20 protein-coding genes, 1 pseudogene and 2 riboswitches are annotated in these 21,326 nt (G+C 41.4%); of the genes and pseudogenes, 11 read left to right on the top strand and 10 right to left on the bottom strand.

The genetic code is table 11. From position 1 onward, the window contains the following. Window positions 1-32 precede the first annotated feature (32 nt). From HMPREF2685_RS09125 to thiD, 3 genes are all read left to right on the top strand, one after another. A complete protein-coding gene (locus tag HMPREF2685_RS09125) occupies window positions 33-422 on the top strand; it encodes an Asp23/Gls24 family envelope stress response protein (RefSeq protein ID WP_003005404.1) in 390 nt (129 codons plus the stop codon). After that, window positions 415-846 (top strand): transcription antitermination factor NusB, encoded by a 432-nt coding sequence (gene nusB / locus HMPREF2685_RS09120; RefSeq protein ID WP_049474079.1) that lies wholly within the window; start codon window positions 415-417, stop codon window positions 844-846. The genes HMPREF2685_RS09125 and nusB overlap by 8 nt, the downstream gene beginning before the upstream one ends. Window positions 847-961: 115 nt before the next feature. Further along, window positions 962-1,059, top strand: a riboswitch (TPP riboswitch). 86 nt (window positions 1,060-1,145) lie between these two features. Then, a complete protein-coding gene (thiD, locus tag HMPREF2685_RS09115; RefSeq protein ID WP_049474078.1) occupies window positions 1,146-1,937 on the top strand; it encodes a bifunctional hydroxymethylpyrimidine kinase/phosphomethylpyrimidine kinase in 792 nt (263 codons plus the stop codon). Between the two features lie 42 nt (window positions 1,938-1,979). On the opposite strand, the gene thiE is transcribed toward thiD, so the two are convergent. The 10 genes from thiE to HMPREF2685_RS09065 all read right to left on the bottom strand — a co-directional run bounded on the left by thiE (window position 1,980) and on the right by HMPREF2685_RS09065 (window position 11,678). Further along, window positions 1,980-2,615: a thiamine phosphate synthase gene (thiE, locus tag HMPREF2685_RS09110; RefSeq protein WP_049474077.1), complete on the bottom strand. Its 636-nt coding sequence runs from the start codon at window positions 2,613-2,615 to the stop codon at window positions 1,980-1,982. Beyond that, window positions 2,608-3,411, bottom strand: coding sequence for a hydroxyethylthiazole kinase (locus HMPREF2685_RS09105; RefSeq protein WP_049474076.1), 804 nt, complete (start codon window positions 3,409-3,411; stop codon window positions 2,608-2,610). Before HMPREF2685_RS09105 ends, thiE begins: the two co-directional genes overlap by 8 nt. Then, window positions 3,411-3,935, bottom strand: a complete 525-nt coding sequence (gene thiW / locus HMPREF2685_RS09100) for an energy coupling factor transporter S component ThiW (protein ID WP_049474075.1) — start codon at window positions 3,933-3,935, stop codon at window positions 3,411-3,413. The genes HMPREF2685_RS09105 and thiW overlap by 1 nt, the downstream gene beginning before the upstream one ends. A 6-nt stretch (window positions 3,936-3,941) precedes the next feature. Further along, entirely contained in the window at window positions 3,942-4,631 is a 690-nt protein-coding gene (gene tenA / locus HMPREF2685_RS09095) for a thiaminase II (protein WP_049506470.1), read from the bottom strand. 10 nt (window positions 4,632-4,641) lie between these two features. Further along, complete coding sequence (locus HMPREF2685_RS09090; RefSeq protein WP_049474073.1) at window positions 4,642-5,292, bottom strand: energy-coupling factor transporter transmembrane component T; 651 nt, start codon at window positions 5,290-5,292, stop codon at window positions 4,642-4,644. A 1-nt stretch (window position 5,293) separates the two neighbouring features. Continuing rightward, window positions 5,294-6,679: an ATP-binding cassette domain-containing protein gene (locus HMPREF2685_RS09085; protein WP_049474072.1), complete on the bottom strand. Its 1,386-nt coding sequence runs from the start codon at window positions 6,677-6,679 to the stop codon at window positions 5,294-5,296. Continuing rightward, window positions 6,680-7,240: an ECF transporter S component gene (locus HMPREF2685_RS09080; protein ID WP_049486253.1), complete on the bottom strand. Its 561-nt coding sequence runs from the start codon at window positions 7,238-7,240 to the stop codon at window positions 6,680-6,682. A gap of 151 nt (window positions 7,241-7,391) precedes the next feature. Further along, window positions 7,392-7,480: riboswitch (TPP riboswitch) on the bottom strand. A gap of 190 nt (window positions 7,481-7,670) precedes the next feature. Further along, window positions 7,671-8,807: an L-lactate oxidase gene (gene lctO / locus HMPREF2685_RS09075; RefSeq protein WP_049474070.1), complete on the bottom strand. Its 1,137-nt coding sequence runs from the start codon at window positions 8,805-8,807 to the stop codon at window positions 7,671-7,673. Between the two features lie 470 nt (window positions 8,808-9,277). Beyond that, window positions 9,278-10,243 (bottom strand): LacI family DNA-binding transcriptional regulator, encoded by a 966-nt coding sequence (locus HMPREF2685_RS09070; protein ID WP_049486254.1) that lies wholly within the window; start codon window positions 10,241-10,243, stop codon window positions 9,278-9,280. Further along, window positions 10,224-11,678: a sucrose-6-phosphate hydrolase gene (locus tag HMPREF2685_RS09065; RefSeq protein ID WP_070466488.1), complete on the bottom strand. Its 1,455-nt coding sequence runs from the start codon at window positions 11,676-11,678 to the stop codon at window positions 10,224-10,226. Before HMPREF2685_RS09065 ends, HMPREF2685_RS09070 begins: the two co-directional genes overlap by 20 nt. Before the next feature lie 377 nt (window positions 11,679-12,055). On the opposite strand from HMPREF2685_RS09065, the gene HMPREF2685_RS09060 reads away from it, so the two are divergent. From HMPREF2685_RS09060 to HMPREF2685_RS09025, 8 genes and pseudogenes are all read left to right on the top strand, one after another. Further along, window positions 12,056-13,975: a sucrose-specific PTS transporter subunit IIBC gene (locus HMPREF2685_RS09060; RefSeq protein WP_003008594.1), complete on the top strand. Its 1,920-nt coding sequence runs from the start codon at window positions 12,056-12,058 to the stop codon at window positions 13,973-13,975. 159 nt (window positions 13,976-14,134) lie between these two features. Continuing rightward, window positions 14,135-15,034 carry a fructokinase ScrK gene (gene scrK, locus HMPREF2685_RS09055; RefSeq protein ID WP_049488562.1) on the top strand — a complete coding sequence of 300 codons (900 nt, stop codon included), beginning with the start codon at window positions 14,135-14,137 and terminating at the stop codon, window positions 15,032-15,034. A gap of 247 nt (window positions 15,035-15,281) precedes the next feature. Continuing rightward, window positions 15,282-15,692, top strand: a complete 411-nt coding sequence (locus HMPREF2685_RS09050) for a peptide deformylase (RefSeq protein ID WP_024054812.1) — start codon at window positions 15,282-15,284, stop codon at window positions 15,690-15,692. 135 nt (window positions 15,693-15,827) lie between these two features. Continuing rightward, complete coding sequence (locus HMPREF2685_RS09045; protein ID WP_021153785.1) at window positions 15,828-16,274, top strand: MarR family winged helix-turn-helix transcriptional regulator; 447 nt, start codon at window positions 15,828-15,830, stop codon at window positions 16,272-16,274. Next, window positions 16,271-18,073, top strand: coding sequence for an ABC transporter ATP-binding protein (locus HMPREF2685_RS09040; protein WP_021153784.1), 1,803 nt, complete (start codon window positions 16,271-16,273; stop codon window positions 18,071-18,073). The genes HMPREF2685_RS09045 and HMPREF2685_RS09040 overlap by 4 nt, the downstream gene beginning before the upstream one ends. Further along, window positions 18,066-19,827: pseudogene (locus tag HMPREF2685_RS09035) on the top strand (ABC transporter ATP-binding protein). The gene HMPREF2685_RS09040 and the pseudogene HMPREF2685_RS09035 overlap by 8 nt, the downstream one beginning before the upstream one ends. A 265-nt stretch (window positions 19,828-20,092) precedes the next feature. Beyond that, window positions 20,093-20,608: a phosphatase PAP2 family protein gene (locus tag HMPREF2685_RS09030; RefSeq protein ID WP_024054809.1), complete on the top strand. Its 516-nt coding sequence runs from the start codon at window positions 20,093-20,095 to the stop codon at window positions 20,606-20,608. 83 nt (window positions 20,609-20,691) lie between these two features. After that, window positions 20,692-21,318 (top strand): GNAT family N-acetyltransferase, encoded by a 627-nt coding sequence (locus HMPREF2685_RS09025; protein ID WP_003008580.1) that lies wholly within the window; start codon window positions 20,692-20,694, stop codon window positions 21,316-21,318. The last annotated feature ends 8 nt before the right edge of the window (window positions 21,319-21,326 follow it).

Genomic DNA, 21,326 nt, shown 5'->3' with positions numbered 1-21,326 from the left:
TCTCTCAGGGTGTCAAATAGAAAGGAACTTCTATGGCAACTGAACAATTTGGTGACATCGTTATTGCACCACGTGTATTAGAAAAAATTATTGCGATTGCAACGGCAAAAGTAGAGGGAGTTTACTCTCTTGAAAATAAGAGCGTGTCAGATAGCCTTTCAAAACGCTCACTTGGTCGTGGCGTCTACCTTCATACAGAAGAAGACGGTCAGGTCTCAGTGGATATTTATCTCTACCTTGAATATGGAGTGGCGGTACCATCTGTAGCAGTAGCGATCCAAAAGGCTGTGAAATCTGCTGTGTATGATATGGCGGATGTCACCTTGGATGCGGTTAATATCCACGTTGTAGGGATTGCAACAGAAAAATCTCCAAAACCAGACTTGAAAGACTTGTTTAATGAGGACTTCCTCAATGACTGATGAAATTTTATTAGAATCACGTCGAGATTTACGCGAGCGTGCTTTCCAAGCCTTGATGGCCTTGGAGTACGATGGAGACATTGTCGAAGCTTGTCGCTTTGCTTATCTGCATGATAAGGACGTGGCAGAAGATGCAACAGTTGATCTTCCGGCCTTTCTCTTGAATATCGTGACCGGCGTTTATCAGTCAAAAGATCAATTAGACCAACAAATCGGTCAACATTTGAAGCCTGGTTGGACAGTAGAACGCTTGACCTTGGTAGAGAAAAATATTCTGCGCCTTGGAATTTTTGAAATGACAGAGTTTGACACTCCACAGATTGTTGCTGTGAATGAGGCAGTCGAATTGGCTAAGGCCTTTTCAGATGAGACTTCATCACGTTTTGTCAATGGTGTTCTCAGTCAATTTGTGACAGAAGCATAGTATAAAAGAGCCCGCGGGCTCTTTTTTGATTGAAGGAAATATCTATTTTGGACCTAATTTTAATCTAATCTTACGATATAAAGTATAAAAATATGCTATACTAAAGAAAAAAGAAAACAACCACTAGGGGTGCGTAAAGCTGAGATTAACGACTGTTAGACCCTTTGACTCGATCTAGGTAATGCTAGTTGATGGAAGTGGACAAAATAACAATGGTTTATAAGCCACTAATTGACTTCTTGATACAGACTTTATCTTGTTTTACCAAATACAAACTTCAGCTGGTTGGGAGGTTTTAGATGACTTATTTACCCGTTGCTCTAACAATTGCTGGAACTGACCCTAGCGGTGGAGCTGGAATAATGGCTGATTTAAAGTCATTCCAAGCTAGAGGTGTCTATGGAATGGCCGTTGTAACTAGTCTTGTCGCTCAAAATACCAGGGGGGTTCAATTAATAGAGCATGTTTCTCCTCAAATGCTGAAAGCTCAATTGGAAAGTGTTTTTTCAGATATTTCCCCTCAAGCTGTAAAAACTGGTATGCTTGCGACTACGAAAATCATGGAGATGATCCAACCCTACTTAAAGCAACTTGATTGTCCCTATGTGCTTGATCCTGTGATGGTAGCTACTAGTGGAGACGCTTTAATTGATACAAGTGCAAGAGACTATCTCAAAACAAATTTGCTGCCTCTTGCAACGATTATTACACCCAATCTTCCTGAAGCAGAAGAAATTGTCGGCTTTTCTATCAAAGACCAAGAAGATATGCAAAAGGCTGGGCGTTTGATCCTAAAAGAATTTGGGCCTCAATCAGTTGTTATCAAAGGAGGACACCTCGAAGGTGGTGCCAAAGATTTCCTCTTCACAAAGGATGAAGAATTTGTCTGGGAAAGTCCACGAATTCAAACTTGCCATACCCATGGTACTGGCTGTACCTTTGCTGCAGTTATCACTGCTGAGCTTGCAAAAGGGAAAAGCCTCTATCAAGCAGTTGATAAGGCCAAGGCTTTTATCACAAGAGCTATCCAAGATGCCCCTGAACTTGGGCATGGTTCTGGTCCTGTTAACCATACAACTTATAAAGATTAAAAAAACTCTCTCATTCCCCATATATTGGGAATGAGAGAGTTTTTATTTAGAGATGATTTGATCTAATTTTGTTAAAAATTCTTGGGTTCTTGCTTCAATATCTCTTGCCTGCATCAAATCACGAACTACTGCGATACCAGCAATACCTGTTCCAGAAAGTTGATGGATATTTTCACAAGTTAAACCGCCAATCGCTACGACTGGAATACCGACTGCTTGGCAGATGTCCTTTAAGGTAGAAATGAGGGTAATAGGGGCATTTTCCTTGGTTGTTGTGGGGAAAATTGCTCCTGTTCCTAAGTAATCCGCCCCAGATTCTTCTGCTTCGAGTGCTCTTTTCACTGTTTTTGCAGTTACACCTAGTATTTTCTCTGTGCCCAAGACTTGTCTGGCTACTGAAACTGGGAGTTCATCATCTCCTATATGAAGTCCTGCAGCATCGACAGCTAGGCACACATCCAAACGATCATCGATAATCAAAGGAACTTGGTAAGTATCGGTAATTTGTTTCACCATTTTTGCAAGTTCATAATACTGATTGGTCGTGAGCTGTTTTTCTCGTAGCTGGATCATGGTAACACCTGACTGACAAGCTTGCTCAACTTTTTTAAGGAAGGTTTCAAGCGGATCTTGGTAGCGATTCGTAACCAGATACAGTCTAAGCGTTTCTTTAAGCATAATAGCCTCCTTTGATTGCATCTAACCAGTTGGCATCCTTTTTTAAGAGAGACAATTGATTAAGAGTCTGTAAACGAAAGTCTTCTAGCCCCATTTCTCGGTCTATAATTTTCTCTGCAGCGATATTCAGATAAGACACTGCGAGACAAGATGCCTCAAAGGCTGTAGTCCCATGACTAAGGAAGACCGCAGCTAGAGCGCCTACAAGATCTCCTGTTCCTGTGATCCAGTCCAGTTCTAGACAACCATTTGTCAAAATGGCAACTTGATTAGATGAAACGATGAGATCTTTAGGACCGGTAACTAAGAATGTACTTGTTGGATAGCCTTGACACCAGTCTTTCAGGACACTCACTAGATCTGCTGTTTCTTGATCTTTCTGGCTGGCGTCCACTCCAACTCCATGGTGCTTCAAACCCACTAGGCTTCGAATTTCAGACATATTTCCCTTAATAATGGTTGGAGAATATTTCAAAATATCCATTGCTAAGGTTTTGCGGATAGGAGAGGCAGAGACGCCAACCACATCTAAAACCATAGGTAGCGAGGATTTAGCTGCAAAGGATGCTACCTTAAGAATTGCTTGCTCCTTGTCAGCTGACAAATGTCCTAAATTCAATAAGATAGCTGCACTTTGCTTGGTAAAATCAAGGACCTCTCTGGAGTCATCTGCCATTACTGGCTTAGATCCCAGAGCCAAAATTGCATTAGCGACCATCTCACAGGAAATTTCGTTAGTGATACAATGGATTAAATGACTTTCAGATAGAGGGAAGGGATTTTGGAAGGTATGCATCATTCAATCCTTTCTTCAAAGAAATAGCTTTGTACCTTTTTAAAGAATTTCTGGGTAATTAAAAATCGAAATGATACAAAAGCTATGGCTGTCCCGATCAAGGTAGCTCCGATAAATCGTGGTGTGTAAATAAACCAACTGAGTTTTGCAGCTGAGCCTGTGAAAAATACCATAACAGGATAAGAGACAATAGAGCCGATGATTCCTGTACCGATGATTTCTCCTAAGGCAGAAAAGTAGAATTTTCTACCATATTTGTAAAAGAGTCCGGCTAGTAGAGCTCCAAAGGTAGCTCCTGTTAGGGCCAAAGGAGGAATTCCTTGTGTTGTCATACGGATAAAAGCAGTCGCAGTTGCCATGACTAAAGCATAGACTGGTCCCATTATGGTTCCTGCTAAAATATTCACAACACTAGACATAGGTGCCATTCCTTCGACACGGAAGATAGGTGTCAGAACCACATCGAGGGCAATCATCATGGATAAGACGGTTAATTTATGAATTTGTAATTGGTTGGTTTTCATTTTTCATTAATCTCCTTTTTCTAAAGCCTGTAAAGTGCTCTTCCATGTTTGATGCTGGTAGGCCATTTCCCAAAACTGTGCTTCCATATAAACGCTAATTCGGAAGGCTTCGAGCATTTTTTTCTTGTCTAGCTCGTCACTTTCACTGTAGAGTTGATTGACTAGTTCCGTCTCTTCTTTTATTTGCTGTTCGAGTTCATCTGTAATGTAAGTTTCAATCCACTTCTGATAAAGGACTTCTGGTGAAGGACGAAGATTAAGTGCCTTACCTAGGTCATGGTACAACCATGGACACGGGAGCAAGCTCGCAAAAGCAATGGCTACGTTCTCTTCTTCAAATTGACGATAAATATGCGAAATATAATGGTAGCAGGTTGGAGCAATCGGCTGCTCTGCCATTTCCTTGTCATCAATCCCCAGCTCCTTGAAAAACTGTTGACGGATAAATAACTCACCTTCGACTAAGCTCTGAGCATTTTGTTTCAAAAGTCTCTTCATTTCTTGTTTTGAAGTTTTTTCAGCTAAGTGATCATAGGCTTTTGAAAAGGCATTTAAGTAGTAGGCATCCTGAATCAAGTAATAGCGAAAAATGGAAGGATCTAAATTTCCCTTTTGTAACTGTAAAATAAAAGGGTGCTGAAAGGAAGCCTGCCAGGCCTCCCTGGATAATTCCATAGCAATATCTGTAAATTCCATAATAACTCCTTTATAAAAACAGACTGATTTGAAGGGTTAAATAGATAAGTAGGTAGATGATTTTTGTCTGTCTGGGAATATAAAAGTTCCGATAGGACTTTTCTATCATGGCATCTTCATCATAGCCATGTGCTGATAAGGCTCTTAAGTATAGATGTCGCCATCTAAAGACGCTAATCAAGACCTTGCTATAAATCAAAGGGGACCAAAAATGCAATTTTTGCCCTCGTAACAAACAGGCCTCCTTTATGGATTTAATTTCTTTCTGAATCAGCGGAAAAGCATTGAAAACCACTAACAAGGCATAGGCCCAAGACCGTGACAATCCCATTTGTGCCAAATACAAGAGTAACTCTTTTAGTGAGATGCTTGAGATAAATACAATCCCTATACAAACTGTCACAAAACCCCTGGTTCCAAGTAAAACTGCTTGGGAAACATCTCCATGTAAATGAACTGCCCAGTAATTGGCAAAGCCTGGTAGGATAGCCAAGAAAACCATCCAAATCATCATATGAAACTTGCGATAAAAGCACATATAGACGATGCAAAAGAAGGCAACCGATAGATTGAGAGGAACCGATGGAACAAAGGAGGTTTCCAAGGATAAAAGTAGTAAAAAGAGGATTGTTACCGGAGTTTGAGTGGGGACTTTAACCATTCTATCTCACCTCCGTTTTATTTCCTATACCACGAGATCTTAGTGGCCTTGTGATAGAAACTTCTTTAAGATATTTTAACCCTGTAGATGTCATTTCAATCCAGTAATCAACTAGTGACACAAGCGGATCTAAACGATGGGAAATAATTAAAAAGCTACGTCCTTTTTGACACTCCTCCCTTATCCACCTACAAACATAATCGCAAGCCCTATCATCTAAACCTGCAAACGGTTCATCTAATAAGACAACAGTGGCTTGACTTGTCATGATCGTTAATAATTGAACCATCTTTTGTTGTCCTCCACTTAACTGATAGGGACTCTTATCTAAGGAATTCTCCAAATCAAACAATTGCAGGACTTCCTTGACTCTTTTATCGTTCTCATTATCTAGGTCATCTAACTGAAGTTCTTTCTTGAGACTGGCTCTGATAAACTGCTTATCCGCCTCTTGTACCACATATGTTATCTCATCATATAGACTTTTTTTCTTTTTTAATAGCCTATTCTTCCAATGAATCTTCCCTTTATACTTCTGAAATTGGAGAATGGAACGAAAGAGGGTTGATTTCCCAACACCATTATCCCCTAGGATACAGGAAACCCCTTCATAAAATGTAAAATCAGGAATGGAAAAGAGAGGAGAATCATTTAGGATACAGGTCATTTGTTTCAGATGGAAAAGATCCTGACAATTGCCGACTTCCTTTGAAAAAACTTCTCTAGTTTCAGAGGAAGGGATTTTGAATATTTTTTTGACTTCGTCATTTCTTAGTTCAACCATATGGTCGATATAGGCTTCGTAGTCAGACAAATCATGATCACAGAGGATAATCGTCTTACCTGCTTCAACCAGTTCCTTCAAAATCCCTAGTATCTCAAGCCGACTTTTACGATCAATTGATGCAAAGGGTTCGTCTAAAAGATAGACACTAGGATTCATGGCAAAGAGTACTGCTAGGGCCGCTTTTTGTTTTTCTCCACCTGACAATTGGTGAATCGGACGGTGGAGAATTTTTTGGCTTCTACATTTCTCCACAACTTCCGCTATTTTAGATTCAATTTCCTGAATTGGATAAGCAATATTTTCTAAGGAAAAGACCAATTCCTCAAACAAGGTCTCCATGGTAAATTGATGGTTGGGGTTTTGAAATAGGATACCGACCAATTGGACACGTTCAGCTACAGAAAGTTGTCTCATGTCAATTCCATCGATAAGGATCTGACCACTATATGGCACTGGACTGAGTTGGGCAATAATTTGAAAAAGGGTTGATTTACCCGAACCGCTTTTTCCAACCAATAAAGTAAAGGCTTGGGATTGAAATGTAAAGTCAATCGGCTTTGTGAAAGAGGGATAGACAACCCCCTTTAATTCCACCCCCATCTATACTTCACTCCCAGCAGAAAACTGATGGTAAAGTTTGACCGTAGTACGAACTAGAATCGCACAGAAGAAAAATACTGATGCAAAACGTACCAAAAGCAAGGATAGTACGAAAGGAAGAGAAAAGGCATAGTAACCTAATTTAATGTATTCATAGACAAAGCTAAAGAGTGTAATTCCAATACTATTAGCTGTCAGTGAAAGCCAACTTTCATAACGATTCTTGGTGATAAGAAAGCCGAATTCACTTCCTAACCCTTGAACCAAACCGGATAATAGAGCTCCTAAACCGAATTGACTACCGTAAAGGACTTCAGCAAGGGCAGCTAAAACTTCTCCAATAGTTGCACTACCGATTCTTGGGATGAAAATAGCCGTAATAGGTGCAGCCATACACCAAAGACCAAATAATATTTCGTTGGCAAAAGCCTGTAAACCTAGAGGTGTTAAGCCAATAGTCAAAATATTATATAGATATCCTGAACCTACAAAAACGCCACCAAAAAAGATAGACAAGAAAGCAAGTAAGATAACATCTTTTAAACGCCATTTTTTAAACATAAAAACTCCTTTTTAAGACAGTCGGGCATTTAAGAAAGACGTACCACAATACTCTACATCTAGTCTATCTGGTAAAAATTAAAAAACTCCAATTACAATCAAGAATTAGAGTTTTGCTTATAAGATTAGACAGTTCTTTTCGACACACGAAAAAAACCTTTTCACATTTCCCTTCGCCAGTATTAACTGTAGCAGGTTCAATGGGTATCATCTCAGCCTAAAGCACCCCAAATGTCTTTATAATATTATTTACTCATCAGTATAACAGAAAATGAAATCTCTAGCAAGATATTTGTTAAAAAATGTATTTACAAAGTTTATGATACCATTTTCCGTGTACATCCTGTTTGTACTCTCTAAAACAAATAGGGAGTGGGACAAGGAACGATTTTTAGTAAACATTCGTTCTGTCCCACTCCCTCTTTTCTTATTAATACAATTTCAGATCACGAGGATCTACTGGGAAAGTTGGATTATATGGATTGTGACGAAGTTTGAAGTGTTTCACATCTTCAATCGTCTGAGTTCCAGATAGTTGCATCACGGTCTTCAATTCTGCATTCAAGTGTTCAAAGACTTGGCGTACACCTACACCACCGCCCAGAGCTAAGCCATAAATAACGGGGCGACCAATAGCTACCAAGTCAGCTCCTGAAGCCAAAGCCTTAAAGACATGTTGCCCACGCCGAATACCAGAGTCAAAGACAATCGGTACACGTTTGTCAACTGCTTCAGCAACTTCTTGAAGTGAGTCAAAGGCAGCTGGGCCACCATCGATTTGACGTCCACCGTGGTTGGTTACCCAGATACCAGATGCACCTGCAGCAAGAGAACGTTCAACATCTTCACGGCATTGAGGACCTTTAACGTAAACGGGTAGGCCTGAGTATTCAGCGATGAATTCTACATCTCGTGGAGAGAGGCGTTGTTTAGCTGATTTGTAGACAAAGTCCATTGACTTACCAGCACCTTCAGGTAGGTATTCTTCTACGATTGGCATTCCAACTGGGAAGACAAAACCATTACGTTTATCAACCTCACGATTCCCCCCAACAGTTGCATCTGCCGTTAAGACGATCGCTTTATAACCTTCTGCCTTCACGCGATCCATAATGTGGCGGTTAATCCCATCATCTTTACTAAAGTAGAACTGGAACCAATGAGGAGTCCCTTGAAGGGCTTGCGTAATTTCTGGAAGATCAACTGTAGAGTAGGAGCTTGTAGTATAGAGGGAACCAAACTCATGTACCCCGCGCGCAGTAGCCACTTCCCCTTGTTCATTGGCTAATTTATGAGCTGCAACTGGAGCCATAATGATGGGTGAAGATAGCTTTTCACCAGCAAATTCAATCTCAGTACTTGGATTTTCCACATCACAAAGCGTATGAGGGACAATCAGCTTATGGTTAAAAGCTCGGATGTTTTCACGCAATGTAAAGGTATCTTCTGCTCCGCTAGCGATATAGCCAAAAGCAGCTTTTGGAATGACTTGTTGAGCCATAGGCTCCAAATCATAAGTGTTAATAAAATCTACAGGTCCTTCTGCATTGCTTGTTTTATATGACATAAAATGTCCTCCTTCATAAGTAAGCGGTTACTCTTTTCTTACCCACCTATCTTAACTTATTTGCAAACGATTTTCAAAAAATTTGTCTGTCATTTTCAATTTAAAGAGAGATGATGAAATAAAAGAATGACTTATGTTCCAAAAGAAAGTGCAGGTTAACACTGATCCATTACACAAAATAGAGAGTGGGACAGAAATCGGTAATTCGTTAGAATTCGATTTCGTCGTCCCACCTCCGCACAGTTGTGTAGGACTGTAAAAGCTGATGAAAGCAGCGTAGTAGAGCCCACTCAACCACTGCGTCTTGCTCGACACTCCAAAAACAAGAAGAGGCTAGGACTTTTGTCCCAGCCTCATTTTCCTAAAAATTCTATCAATCTTAATTTGAAAATTTACGATGAAAAATGAAAGACTGGGCAAACGCGTGTCCAGCCTTTGAAAATTGAGAGAAGGAACTATATAGCAAGGAATTAGACGCTGTTGCCGGAATGAAGACTAACCGGCAAGAAATAGCCTGTCGTTGCAACGGTTTGACCGTCGATTTTTTGAAGCAAGAGGTCTACTGTCAAGACTGCGATCTCTTTGATCGGTTGTTGGATGGTTGTGAGCTCTGGAATAAAGGTTTGGACGAACTGGGTGCCATCATAACCAATCACTTTAAGCTGTTGAGGAACTGGAATTTCCAGCTCTTTAGCGACTTTCATAATTAAGATAGCTGTCAAATCATCCGAAGCAAAAATGGCATCTGGTTTTTGGTGGATTAAGATCTGTTTGATTTCCATTTCCTTGCGAATGGGTGAAAAATCACTGGAGACATTAATGATAGAAGCGTTTGGCAAGACTGAAGCAAAACCTGCATGGCGAAGACCTGTTGGGGAGTTGGAATTGTCATTTCCTGTGATCATGATGATGTTTTGAGCCCCAGTCTTGACGAGGGTTTCAGCTGCGAGGATCCCTCCAGCGTAGTTGTCTGAAGAGACAACCGGAATTTCTGGGGAGAGGTTGCGGTCAAAAGCAATGATAGGAGCAGTTACCCGGTTGTAATCTTCAATGCCCAAATTATGACTTCCTGAAATGATGCCATCTACCTGGTTAGCCTCCAACATCTCAATATATTCGCGCTCTTTCTCGGAGTCGTGTTCACTATTGCAGATAATGGTTTTATAGCCGTGTTTGAAGAGTTGGTGCTCTAGTTTGTCGATTAACTCAGCATAGAAAACATTGCTGATGTTGGGAAAGATCAAGCCGACTAACTTGGCTGATTTTCCTTGGAGGCTACGAGCAACATTGTTAGGTTTATATCCCAATTCTCGCATGGCTTCTTGGACTTTTTGGATCGTTTTTTCAGATAGGTATCCTTTTTTATTGATGACCCGTGAGACAGTAGTAGGGCTGACACCGGCGAGTTTGGCGACATCAGTTAGCTTTGCGACCATAATCAAGTTCGTAGTAAGTTCCAGTAGGGGTTCCAGACTTGATCAAGATTCCATTTTGATCTGCATGTGGGTAGACCCGACCAGAAAATACTTTTTCTCCTTTATTGATAAAGATTTCAAATATCGAATTGTCAATGAAAATATTAGCGGTTGTCGCTTGGTTAGCGATTGTGCAGCTACGGCTCGTACCGAAGTCTTGGGCATATTGCTCACCAGCCTGGCTACGATCGACTGTGACCAATCCTTTAGCCAGATCAAATGTGAGAGCTAAGCCCTTCCCTTCTGCATCGGCAAAGAGGACGATTTCGTTCTGGCTATCCTTTTCAAACTGCAATTCCAATTCATAGCAGTTCTTGGTTTGAGCCTTGTTGGCAAATGCCTCACTCTCAGCGCGCAAGTCCTTGATCGCTTCAACTGGGTATTGGTAGAGTTTGCCATCTTTGATGGTTAATTCTTTGACCAGTGAGAGAGCTCCTTGGTAGTCATAGGAATCCGTTGGATAAGAAACGTCTGGAAGACCTAGCCAGCTAACAGTATAGGCACGTCCATCGGGAGCATTAAATCCTTGAGTCGCATAGGCTTCAAAACCATAGTCGAGATTATGCAATTCAGATACATCAACCATTTTGGCCTTTTCTGGGTCAAAGCTTGCCCCAATCTTGTACATATTTGGATAGATATTGTCATAATCGAGAACGGCTTTATCTAAGCCTTGAGGGCAGTATAGGAGAACGGGTTGGTCTCCTACAAAGACTAGGTTGGGACATTCCATCATATAAGCTGTCCGATCGTTTGCAAAATCCAAGTCACCGACTGTAACCCAGTTGGAATAGTCATTATCTACAGCCTTATAGAGACGGATGAATCCTTTCTTCTCAAGGTCTTGACCACCAACGATAGCGTAGAATTGACCTTTGAAATTAAAAATCTGTGGGTCACGAAAGTGATCCGTAGAGTCAGCAGGTTGATCAATCAAGATTTTGTCAATTTTTTCAATCTTGCCGTCTTTATCCATCAAAGCACCGACTTGGTAAGGATGACGAACCCATTCTGCATCACGAACATTTCCGGTGTAGAATAAGAATAGTTTGTCACCAAACTGCATGGCTGATCCGGAATAAGCTCCATGGCTATCCAGATCTGTGTCTGGAAGAAGCGTTACACCAGTTTCTTTGAAATGAACCAAGTCTTCACTTTCTGTTTGTACCCATGATTTTAACCCATGGGCTGCACCAAATGGGAAATTTTGGTAAAACAAGATCCATTTTCCATCAAAGTAGGAAAAACCGTTAGGATCATTTAAGAGACCAGCTTTTGGCTCAACATGATAGTGTGTATGCCAAGGAGATTTGGCCATATGATCTTGGATGGCTTGCTTTTCCTCTTTTGTCCAGTCTTCGTAACGTCTGTAACGACGTTCAGTTGTCCATTCCATTTTATTCCTCCGAATTTTTTCTTACTTCCATAGTACCGATTTCCTATTAAAAATGCAAGCGATAAATGAAAAAAATGGCAAAAAATGTCAAACGATTGACAGCTATTTTGCAGCCTGAAGAAAAGAGGAGAAGTTGAAAATTTATGAAAATATGAAAGAAAATGAAAATAAAAGTCTGATTTAAAGTGCTAAAAAGCGTAGTACAGGCCTGTTTTAAAATGAAAATAGTTTCATACTGTCAAAAGGTGTCAAAAAGTCCAAAAAAGTTTCAAAAAAATCCTGCAAAACGCTTGACATATTTTCAATACGTGGTACAATTAAAAACGTAGAAACGATTTAACCGTTTACATTACAAAAAATAAGGAGATTTTTGCAAAATGTCAAATACAGAAATTGCAAAGCAGGTCATCGATGCAATCGGTGGGGTTGAGAACGTTAGCAGTGTTGCTCACTGTGCGACTCGTCTTCGCGTGATGGTAAAAGATGAATCAAAAATCAACAAAGATGTTGTTGAGAACATTGAAAAAGTACAAGGTGCTTTCTTTAACTCAGGTCAATACCAAATCATCTTTGGTACTGGTACTGTAAACAAGATCTATGATGAAGTAGTAGCTCTTGGCTTACCAACATCATCAAAAGATGAAATGAAAGCAGAAGCCGCTAAACAAGGAAACTGGTTCCAACGCGCGATCCGTACCTTTGGAGACGTTTTTGTTCCAATTCTACCAGCAATTGTTGCGACTGGATTGTTTATGGGGATTCGTGGTGCCATTGCTCAAGACCAGGTTTTGGCTTTGTTTGGCACAACAGCAGATGCATTTAAATCTACTGATTTTTATACCTATTCAACAATTTTAACTGATACCGCGTTTGCCTTCTTCCCAGCCTTGATTTCATGGTCTGCATTCCGAGTATTCGGAGGAAATCCTGTTCTTGGGATTGTAATTGGTTTGATGATGGTTAGTCCGACACTTCCAAATGCGTGGGTTGTAGCGGAAGATCCTTCTAAAGCAGCAACATACTTTGGTATCTTCCATCATGTGGTTGGATTCCAGAACTCAGTTCTTCCCGCTTTCTTCGTTGGTCTAATTGGTGCGAAACTTGAAAAGTGGCTCCATAAGAAAATTCCAGATGTCTTAGATTTGTTATTGGTTCCATTATTCACATTGACAATCATGTCATTCCTCGCTTTGTTTATTATTGGTCCATTCTTCCACAGTATCGAAGAATATGTACTAAATGTAACTAAGTTTATTTTGAATTTACCATTTGGTCTTGCAGGTCTTCTTATTGGTGGCGTTCATCAGTTGATTGTCGTTACCGGCGTCCATCATATCTTTAATCTTCTTGAATCACAATTAATTACTGCAGATAAAAAAGATCCATTTAATGCAATTATTACAGCGGCTATGACTGCACAAGCTGGAGCTACTTTAGCAGTGGCAGTGAAATCTAAATCTCAAAAAGTGAAAGCTCTAGCATTTCCTGCAACTATCTCTGCCTTGTTAGGTATTACTGAGCCTGCAATCTTTGGTGTAAACTTGCGTTATGTGAAACCATTCGTTATTGCTTTGGGAGCAGGTGCAGTAGGTGGTTGGATTGCATCTATGTTAAATCTTGCTGGTACAGGATTTGGTATTACAATTATTCCAGGAACGCTTCTCTATCTAAACGGTCAATTATTGAAATATGTATTTATGGTTGTATTTACAACTGCCCTAAGTTTCGGTTTGACTTATATGTTTGGTTATGAAGATGAAGCTTCATCAGTTCCTGCAGAGGACAAAGAAGCAGAAGCTATTATTGAAGAAGAAACAACTGGAGCTCTTCCAGCATCTCTTCAAGACGAAACCATTATCTCTCCGATCGTTGGTCAAGCTGTTGCTTTGTCTGATGTGAATGATCCTGTCTTCTCAAGTGGAGCGATGGGACAAGGAATTGCCATCAAACCAACTGAAGGCGTTGTCTATGCACCAGCTGATGCTGAAGTAACCATTGCTTTTGCAACTGGTCACGCTTACGGTTTGAAGACCGCTAATGGTGCTGAAATCTTGATCCACGTTGGGATTGATACCGTATCAATGAACGGTGAAGGATTTGATCAAAAAGTAGCTCAAGGTGATAAAGTGAAAGCTGGTGATGTCCTTGGTACATTTGATGCAGCGAAAATTGCCGCAGCTGGTCTTGAAGACACAACTATGGTGATCGTCACTAACACAGCTGACTATGCTTCTGTCACACCTGTTGCAACTGGATCTGTTGCGAAGGGTGATGCGATCATCGAAGTCAAAGCTTAATCGAAACAATAAGTTTTCAAGGACTGGTCTATCATCTCCAGTCCTTGAATTTTATTTCTCAAAAAAAGTGTGTTTTTTCTTTAGAGAAGAGAAAAAGATTGACTACAAAATATGCTATAATAAATACAGGATATTTTTCATAATAAAAAAGGAGCCAACATGACAAAATTATATGGAAGTTTGGAAGCTGGCGGTACAAAATTTGTTTGTGCGGTTGGTGATGAAAACTATAATGTTGTGGAAAAAGTACAATTTCCAACAACCAAGCCAATTGAGACGATTGATAAGTGTATTGAATTTTTCTCAAAATTTGAGGATCTAGTTGGGCTTGCGATTGGTTCATTTGGACCAATTGATATCGATCCAAATTCAAACACTTATGGTTTCATCACAACGACTCCAAAACCAAATTGGGCCAATGTAGATATCGTTGGGGCCTTCCGTCGTGCCTTGAATGTACCTATCTATTTCACAACAGATGTGAATAGTTCTGCCTATGGAGAAGTGGTGGCACGTAATAATGCGGGTGCCCACATCGAAAACTTGGTTTACTATACAATCGGAACAGGAATCGGAGCTGGTGTCATCCAACGTGGTGAGTTTATCGGGGGAGCTGGGCACCCAGAAATGGGACACTACTATGTGGCCCAACACCCAATGGATGTGGAAAAAGAATTCAAGGGTGTTTGTCCTTTCCACAATGGCTGTTTGGAAGGTTTTGCGGCTGGTCCTAGTCTCGAAGCTCGTACGGGTATTCGTGGGGAAAACATTGAACTCAACAGCAATGTATGGGATATTCAAGCCTACTACATCGCACAAGCAGCAGTGAATGCGACAGTTACCTTCCGCCCAGACGTCATTGTCTTTGGAGGAGGAGTCATGGCTCAACAACATATGTTAGATCGTGTTCGCACGAAATTTACTGCCCTCTTGAACGGTTACCTCCCTGTACCTGATGTGAGAGATTATATTGTGACACCTGCAGTTGCCGGCAATGGTTCAGCGACCTTGGGGAACTTTGTCCTTGCAAAAGAAGTGAGCGAAAAGCTTAAAAAATAAGCAGCAATTGTCTCTTAGAGGTTAGAAACAAGAGCGAGGAGGCTGGGACAAAAGTCCTAGCCTCTCAATTATTTTTGGATTGTCGAGCAAGACGCAGTGGTTGAGTGGGCTCTACTACGCTGATTTCATCAGCTTTTACAGCCCTACTCAACTGTGCGGAGGTGGGACGACGAAATCGAATTCTAACGAATTACCGATTTCTGTCCCACTCTCTTCTTTCGTCTATCTATCAAGAAGTGAGGAAGGAATGAAAAAGAATATTGTAAAAGATGTCTTATTCTTGGGTCAAAAGTCAGAAGAAGCGACACCTGAGGATCGCACCTTGGCTTTGGATTTGCAGGACACCTTAAATGCTCATCTCCTTGAGTGTGTCGGTTTAGCAGCCAATATGATCGGGGTGAAAAAGCGAGCGATTATCATCCGAATGGGAAGTGAAAATTTGGTCCTGTTTAATCCGGTTCTCCTTGAAAAGAAAAAGCCTTACCAAACAGAGGAAGGATGCTTGTCCTTGGTGGGGAGTCGGCCGACCACTCGTTATGAGGAGATTTCAGTGGCCTATCGAGATATGAATTGGAAAGCAAAAACAATTCATTTGTCAGGCTTTCCGGCCCAGATCTGTCAGCATGAAATGGATCATCTAGAAGGCATTATTATCTAAAGATGAAGGATGGAGTCGATTCGGCTCCTTTTTTTAGTTCTTATGGAAACTTTTTTCTTGACAGGGATCTTTTTTGTGTTAAAATAGTTCTCATAGTAACTTTAAAGTTCTTAAGAGAACTATTTGGAGGAAATGATGGACAAACCTTTACTAGAATTTAAAAAAATCGGTCATCTCATTCACCTCATGGTAGAAAGAGAGGCCAAGAAGAGAGGGCTTGAATTTAGCGCAGGACCCCAAGGTCAGGTATTGGGCTTTTTATCTCATCGTGAAAAGGAGGGGAAAGTGACCTTGATTCGGGATGTTGAGCAGGAACTTCATATCTCAAAATCCGTGACGAGTAACCTGATCAAGCGCATGGAGAAAAATGGCTTTATTTATCTAGAGCCTAGTCCAACCGATAAACGGGCCAAGTATGTCTACCTAACAGACAGTGTAAAAGATAAATTGAATGACATGAAACAATTCTTTGAAGAAGTGGACCAGGATATGATGGCTGGTGTATCAGAAGAAGAATTGGCCATCTTTTTCAGGGTCATGCATCAATTTTATGAGAATATGAAAAAAAGGAGCGAGGAATGATCAATATATTTCGGCGGTTAACTGCCAAAGAATGGGGCATGATTGCCCTTAGTACGGTCTTTATCTGTCTGGCTGTTTGGATGGATTTAAAGACTCCTGAATACTTATCCGATATCACGACCCTCTTAGCCAAGGATGGGACCAAGGTTTCTGATATTATGGATCCGGGAAGCAAGATGTTGCTCTTCTCTTTTGGAAGCTTTTTGATGGCAGTTTTTGTGGGCTTTTTGGCTTCAAGAGTCGCTGCCAGCTTTACGACGCGACTTCGAGGAGAGATTTTCCATCAAGTGATGGATTACTCTGATGCCGAGATCAAGAAATTCTCCGTTCCCTCTCTCTTGACTCGTACAACCAATGATTTGACCCAGTTACAAATCATGATTGTCATGGGGATGCAAGTTGTGACGCGTGGTCCCATTATGGCGATTTGGGCTCTGACCAAGATTTGGGGGAAGAGCAGTGCCTGGACAACGTCTGTTGGGATTGCGGTCTTGATGGTCTTGATTCTTCTCTCTGTTCTGGTTCTTATTGCCTTTCCGCGCCAGCAAAAGGTTCAAGGTTTGACCGATGCTTTGAATGCGACGACACGGGAGAGTTTGACTGGGGTGCGAGTGGTTCGCGCCTACAATGCAGAAGCTTATCAAAATGAGAAATTCCAGGCTGAAAACAAGGGCTTAACCCGTCTAAATCTCTTTGTTTATCGTTTGATGTCTTTGATGAACCCTGTCATGACAGTGGTATCAAGTGGGTTGACCCTTGCTATCTACTGGATTGGGGCGCACTTGATCAATGATATCGCCATGCCAAAAGATCCTACAAAGATCTTCACCAGTCCTGCATTAGCGGATCGGACCAAGGTCTTCTCCGATATGATCACCTTCTCCTCTTACGCCATGCAGGTTGTCGTTGGCTTTATGATGATGGTGGCCATCTTGATTATTCTTCCTCGTGCCTTGGTATCTGCCAAACGAATCAACCAGGTCTTAGCTTTAGAGCCGTCTGTAGCCTTCCCAAGTGAGTCAAAAGAAACAACAGGCCAAGAGGGTACCGTTGAATTTCAAGATGTTTCCTTCCGATATGGACGGACTTCCCGTGCTGTGATTGAACATGTGACCTTCTCAGCTCAGAAAGGACAAACCGTTGCCTTCATCGGATCAACCGGTTCTGGGAAATCCACTTTGGTCAACTTGATTCCGCGCTTTTACGATGCAACAGAAGGAAAGATCTTAGTGGATGGCATCAATGTCAAGAATTATAGCCACCAAGAACTGAATAATAAAGTCGGCTATATTCCCCAAAAAGCAGTGCTCTTTAGCGGCACTATTCGCTCCAATATGGAATTTGGAGAAAGTAGTCAAGGAAAATTAGAGGATGAAGCCATCTGGAAAGCTCTTGAATTGGCCCAAGCCAAAGAGTTTGTGGCCGCAAAAGAAAAAGGCTTGGATACAGAAGTAGCGCAAGGAGGAAGCAACTTCTCTGGCGGTCAACGGCAACGCTTGGCCATTGCACGGGCCCTGGCTCGCAAACCTGAGATCCTCATCTTTGATGATTCCTTCTCAGCTCTAGATTATAAAACAGATCGGATCCTGCGACAAGCCTTGAAAGAAGAGCTTGCAGATACGACCAAATTGATCGTTGCCCAACGGATTTCGACTATTATGGATGCAGATTTGATTTTGGTCTTGGATCAAGGGAAGGTCGTCGGTCAAGGTACCCACAAGGAATTGCTTGCGACCAATGAAGTCTATCAAGAAATTGCCTATTCACAATTATCTAAGGAGGAGTTGGAACATGCATAAGACAAAACAAAAAACATCCCTTTGGAGCCAACTTTCTCCCTATTTGAAGGGCTTCCACCTATTTTTCCTAATTGCTATCCTCTTTTCGATCGTATCGAGTGTAATCACGGTTATTGGACCGGATAAGTTAAAAGAAATTACAGATACCATTACAAAAGGGATGGGAGGCGCCATTGATATTGATAAGATCACTTCGATTGCCCTGACCTTAGCCATCCTTTATGGAGTTGGAGCACTGGTGTCCTACAGCAGTAGTTTCATTATCTCAACCATGATTCAGCGCTTTGCAGAACGCTTGCGCAATGCCATTGCTGAGAAGATCAATCGCGTGCCCCTCCAATATTTTGATAGCCATGAACAAGGAGATACCTTGTCTCGTGTGACCAATGACGTGGATTTGATGACCCAATCCTTTAACCAAAGCTTGGTTCAAATGGTCTCTTCTATTGTCTTATTGATTGGCTCCATCCTTATGATGTTTAAGACGGACTGGCACTTGGCGGTGACAGCGATTGTGTCCGTCTTTGCAGGTTTTGCTCTTTCCAGCATCATTATGGTCAAGAGCCAGCCTTTGTTTAAACAGCAACAAGATAATCTTGCCAAAGTTTCAGGCTATGTTGAAGAAATCTATAGTGGCCACAATGTTGTTATTTCCTATAATGGCCGCCATCAAGCCAAAGATCATTTTGATGCCATCAACCAAGATTTGTACCATAGCATGTGGAAATCCCAATTCTTCTCTGGGATCATGATGCCCTTGATGCAGTTTGTAGGGAATTTCGGCTATGTCATGGTCTGTATCGTTGGGGCTGTCCTCACCATTAATGGGGATATTACCATTGGAACCATTGTGGCCTTTATGACCTATGTCCGCATCTTTACCCAACCAATTGGTCAAATGGCCCAAGGAATTACCCAATTGCAATCAGCTAGTGCTGCTATGGGACGTGTCTTTGAATTCTTAGACGAAGAAGAAATGGAAGATGAATCCCAAAAAACACGTCAATTGGAAACACCAAAAGGTCATGTCACCTTTGGACATGTGCGTTTTGGCTATTCACCAGACAAGACTATTATCCATGACTTTACAGCTGAAGCGAAGCCAGGACAGAAGGTGGCCATTGTTGGTCCAACAGGCGCTGGTAAGACCACCATGGTCAATCTCTTGATGCGTTTTTACGACATTCAAGCTGGTAAAATTACCATCGATGGTGTGGATACCAAGGCCATGAGCCGTGAAGAAGTTCATGATGCCTTTTCGATGGTCTTACAAGATACCTGGCTCTTTGAAGGCACTATTCGTGAAAATCTAGTCTTCAATCAAACCAATATTTCAGATGAAGCGGTGGAAGCAGCAACTCGAGCGGTTGGGGTCCATCACTTTATTCGGACCTTACCGAATGGCTATGATACTGTATTAGATGATTCAGTGACCTTGTCCGTCGGTCAAAAGCAACTCTTGACCATTTGCGCGTGCCCTCTTGAAGGATGCCCCGCTCCTTATCTTGGATGAAGCAACCTCATCTGTCGATACCCGTACAGAAGAGTTGATTCAAAAAGCCATGGACAAACTCATGGAAGGCCGGACCTCCTTTGTCATTGCCCATCGCTTGTCCACTATCCGTAATGCGGATCTGATTCTCGTGATGAAAGATGGAAATATTATCGAGCAAGGCAACCACCAAGAACTCATGAGCCAAAATGGCTTCTATGCTGATCTCTATAATAGCCAATTCACAGAAGAAGTAGCATGAAATCAAGATACAAGGCTTGTGAAATGTAAAGTAAAAAAATAGGATAGAAGGCAATTCTATGTGCTTCTATCCTATTTTTTATGCTGGAAGAAGGGATGGGAAAGACGATTCTTAGGTACAGAAAAATGACAAAGCGTCAAAAATAGATCGCTTCTAATGTTAAAAAGAAGAAAGAGAGGATAAAAAAGAAGCCTGGCTTGACAGGCTTTCTTAGGATCGCGTATACTAGTAGTACAAAAACGAGATGATAGACAGGAGTGCCAACATGAAGCCCAATCTTCAAGATTATCTGAAATTTTATCGTTGGCTAACCCTGCCTTTTACGAGAAAGCCACGTCGTGTGCAGGTTCTTCAAAGGATGAATCGAATCCTGACGTTCGCCATGCCAGGCATCTACGGCCTGGTCTTTTGTTGGCTGTTTTTAAAGAAAACTTCAATGGGAGAAATCTGGCCTTTTATCTGGATCCCTGCTTCGGGTTTTGTCTTGTTTAGCCTCTTTCGTCATTGGGTCAATGTTCCAAGACCTTATGAAAAATGGGAGATTCAACCCTTATTAGAAAAGAATTCATCTGGTCATTCCTTTCCTAGCCGACATGTATTTTCGGCGACCATTATCTCCATGTGTGTCTGTCAGTTGTCGCTTTCTCTAGGAATGTGCTCCATGCTCCTATCTCTTCTATTAGCCCTTGTCCGAGTTATTGGAGGGGTTCATTATCCCAAGGATGTTCTCGTCGCTTGGGGACTGGGACTCGTTTGGGGAGGACTCTTTTTGCTGGTTTGAATGAACAAATTGCTGAAAATTGACCTTTGTCTAAGAGCGAGGGATAGTGTATACTGGAAAGTGGACTTAGAATAGGAGAGAAGATGAAGTACAGAAAAGCAGAAAAAGCAGATCTGGATCAGGTGGTTCGAGTAGCCAGTACAGCCTTTGAGGACTATCTATTTTTAAAAGTTATCAAGGATTTGGTTCGGGATCCCAAGCAATACCCAGCCTTTGTTGAGGCAATGATGCGCATCTTGGTGAAGGTTTTTCTTAAGCACCATATTTGCCTTGTGGCAGAAAAAAACGATGAAATTTATGCGGTAGCCTTGTTGCAAAAGGGACCGATTCCTTTTCGGGCCTATCTATTAAATGGGGGATTTGGTTTGCTCAAGTTTATTTCCTTGAAAAATATGTTGGCCTACTTTAAATTTATGGAGGACACGGATAAGGAATTGGAGCAAAATGTAGACTTTGATTGGTATTTGATGCTTCTCGCAGTCGCCCCTAAACACCAACGGCAGGGCTATGGCAGTCGCTTTATGACAGAAGGAATTGAGCCTTTCTTGGAAGAGATCAAAGGGGAAAAACTAGCCTTTTATACCAATACCAAAGGAAATGTCTATTTTTACACGAAAAATGGTTACAAGGAAGTCTATTCAAGTGAGATTAGCTTTAACCAAGTAGAAATGGGAAGTTGGTATTTCTTGAAGGAACTAAAAAAACACTAAGGTTCAAA

This window comes from Streptococcus sp. HMSC074F05 (genome assembly GCF_001808725.1).
Taxonomy (GTDB): Bacteria; Bacillota; Bacilli; order Lactobacillales; family Streptococcaceae; genus Streptococcus; species Streptococcus parasanguinis_I.
The sequence above is the reverse complement of the archived record's forward strand: the minus strand, read 5'-3'. Positions and strand labels throughout refer to the sequence as shown.

What these genes read in the sequence shown, in the direction of transcription:
- thiD (WP_049474078.1), top strand. Translation starts at nt 1,146, where the DNA reads ATGACTTATTTACCCGTTGCTCTAACAATTGCTGGAACTGACCCTAGC.
- HMPREF2685_RS09045 (WP_021153785.1), top strand. Translation starts at nt 15,828, where the DNA reads ATGGACAAACCTTTACTAGAATTTAAAAAAATCGGTCATCTCATTCAC.
- HMPREF2685_RS09080 (WP_049486253.1), bottom strand. Translation starts at nt 7,240, where the DNA reads ATGTTTAAAAAATGGCGTTTAAAAGATGTTATCTTACTTGCTTTCTTG.
- HMPREF2685_RS09070 (WP_049486254.1), bottom strand. Translation starts at nt 10,243, where the DNA reads ATGGTCGCAAAGCTAACTGATGTCGCCAAACTCGCCGGTGTCAGCCCT.
- tenA (WP_049506470.1), bottom strand. Translation starts at nt 4,631, where the DNA reads ATGGAATTTACAGATATTGCTATGGAATTATCCAGGGAGGCCTGGCAG.
- HMPREF2685_RS09125 (WP_003005404.1), top strand. Translation starts at nt 33, where the DNA reads ATGGCAACTGAACAATTTGGTGACATCGTTATTGCACCACGTGTATTA.
- lctO (WP_049474070.1), bottom strand. Translation starts at nt 8,807, where the DNA reads ATGTCATATAAAACAAGCAATGCAGAAGGACCTGTAGATTTTATTAAC.
- HMPREF2685_RS09065 (WP_070466488.1), bottom strand. Translation starts at nt 11,678, where the DNA reads ATGGAATGGACAACTGAACGTCGTTACAGACGTTACGAAGACTGGACA.
- HMPREF2685_RS09050 (WP_024054812.1), top strand. Translation starts at nt 15,282, where the DNA reads ATGAAAAAGAATATTGTAAAAGATGTCTTATTCTTGGGTCAAAAGTCA.
- HMPREF2685_RS09025 (WP_003008580.1), top strand. Translation starts at nt 20,692, where the DNA reads ATGAAGTACAGAAAAGCAGAAAAAGCAGATCTGGATCAGGTGGTTCGA.
- HMPREF2685_RS09105 (WP_049474076.1), bottom strand. Translation starts at nt 3,411, where the DNA reads ATGCATACCTTCCAAAATCCCTTCCCTCTATCTGAAAGTCATTTAATC.
- nusB (WP_049474079.1), top strand. Translation starts at nt 415, where the DNA reads ATGACTGATGAAATTTTATTAGAATCACGTCGAGATTTACGCGAGCGT.
- HMPREF2685_RS09085 (WP_049474072.1), bottom strand. Translation starts at nt 6,679, where the DNA reads ATGGGGGTGGAATTAAAGGGGGTTGTCTATCCCTCTTTCACAAAGCCG.
- scrK (WP_049488562.1), top strand. Translation starts at nt 14,135, where the DNA reads ATGACAAAATTATATGGAAGTTTGGAAGCTGGCGGTACAAAATTTGTT.
- thiE (WP_049474077.1), bottom strand. Translation starts at nt 2,615, where the DNA reads ATGCTTAAAGAAACGCTTAGACTGTATCTGGTTACGAATCGCTACCAA.
- HMPREF2685_RS09090 (WP_049474073.1), bottom strand. Translation starts at nt 5,292, where the DNA reads ATGGTTAAAGTCCCCACTCAAACTCCGGTAACAATCCTCTTTTTACTA.
- thiW (WP_049474075.1), bottom strand. Translation starts at nt 3,935, where the DNA reads ATGAAAACCAACCAATTACAAATTCATAAATTAACCGTCTTATCCATG.
- HMPREF2685_RS09030 (WP_024054809.1), top strand. Translation starts at nt 20,093, where the DNA reads ATGAAGCCCAATCTTCAAGATTATCTGAAATTTTATCGTTGGCTAACC.
- HMPREF2685_RS09060 (WP_003008594.1), top strand. Translation starts at nt 12,056, where the DNA reads ATGTCAAATACAGAAATTGCAAAGCAGGTCATCGATGCAATCGGTGGG.
- HMPREF2685_RS09040 (WP_021153784.1), top strand. Translation starts at nt 16,271, where the DNA reads ATGATCAATATATTTCGGCGGTTAACTGCCAAAGAATGGGGCATGATT.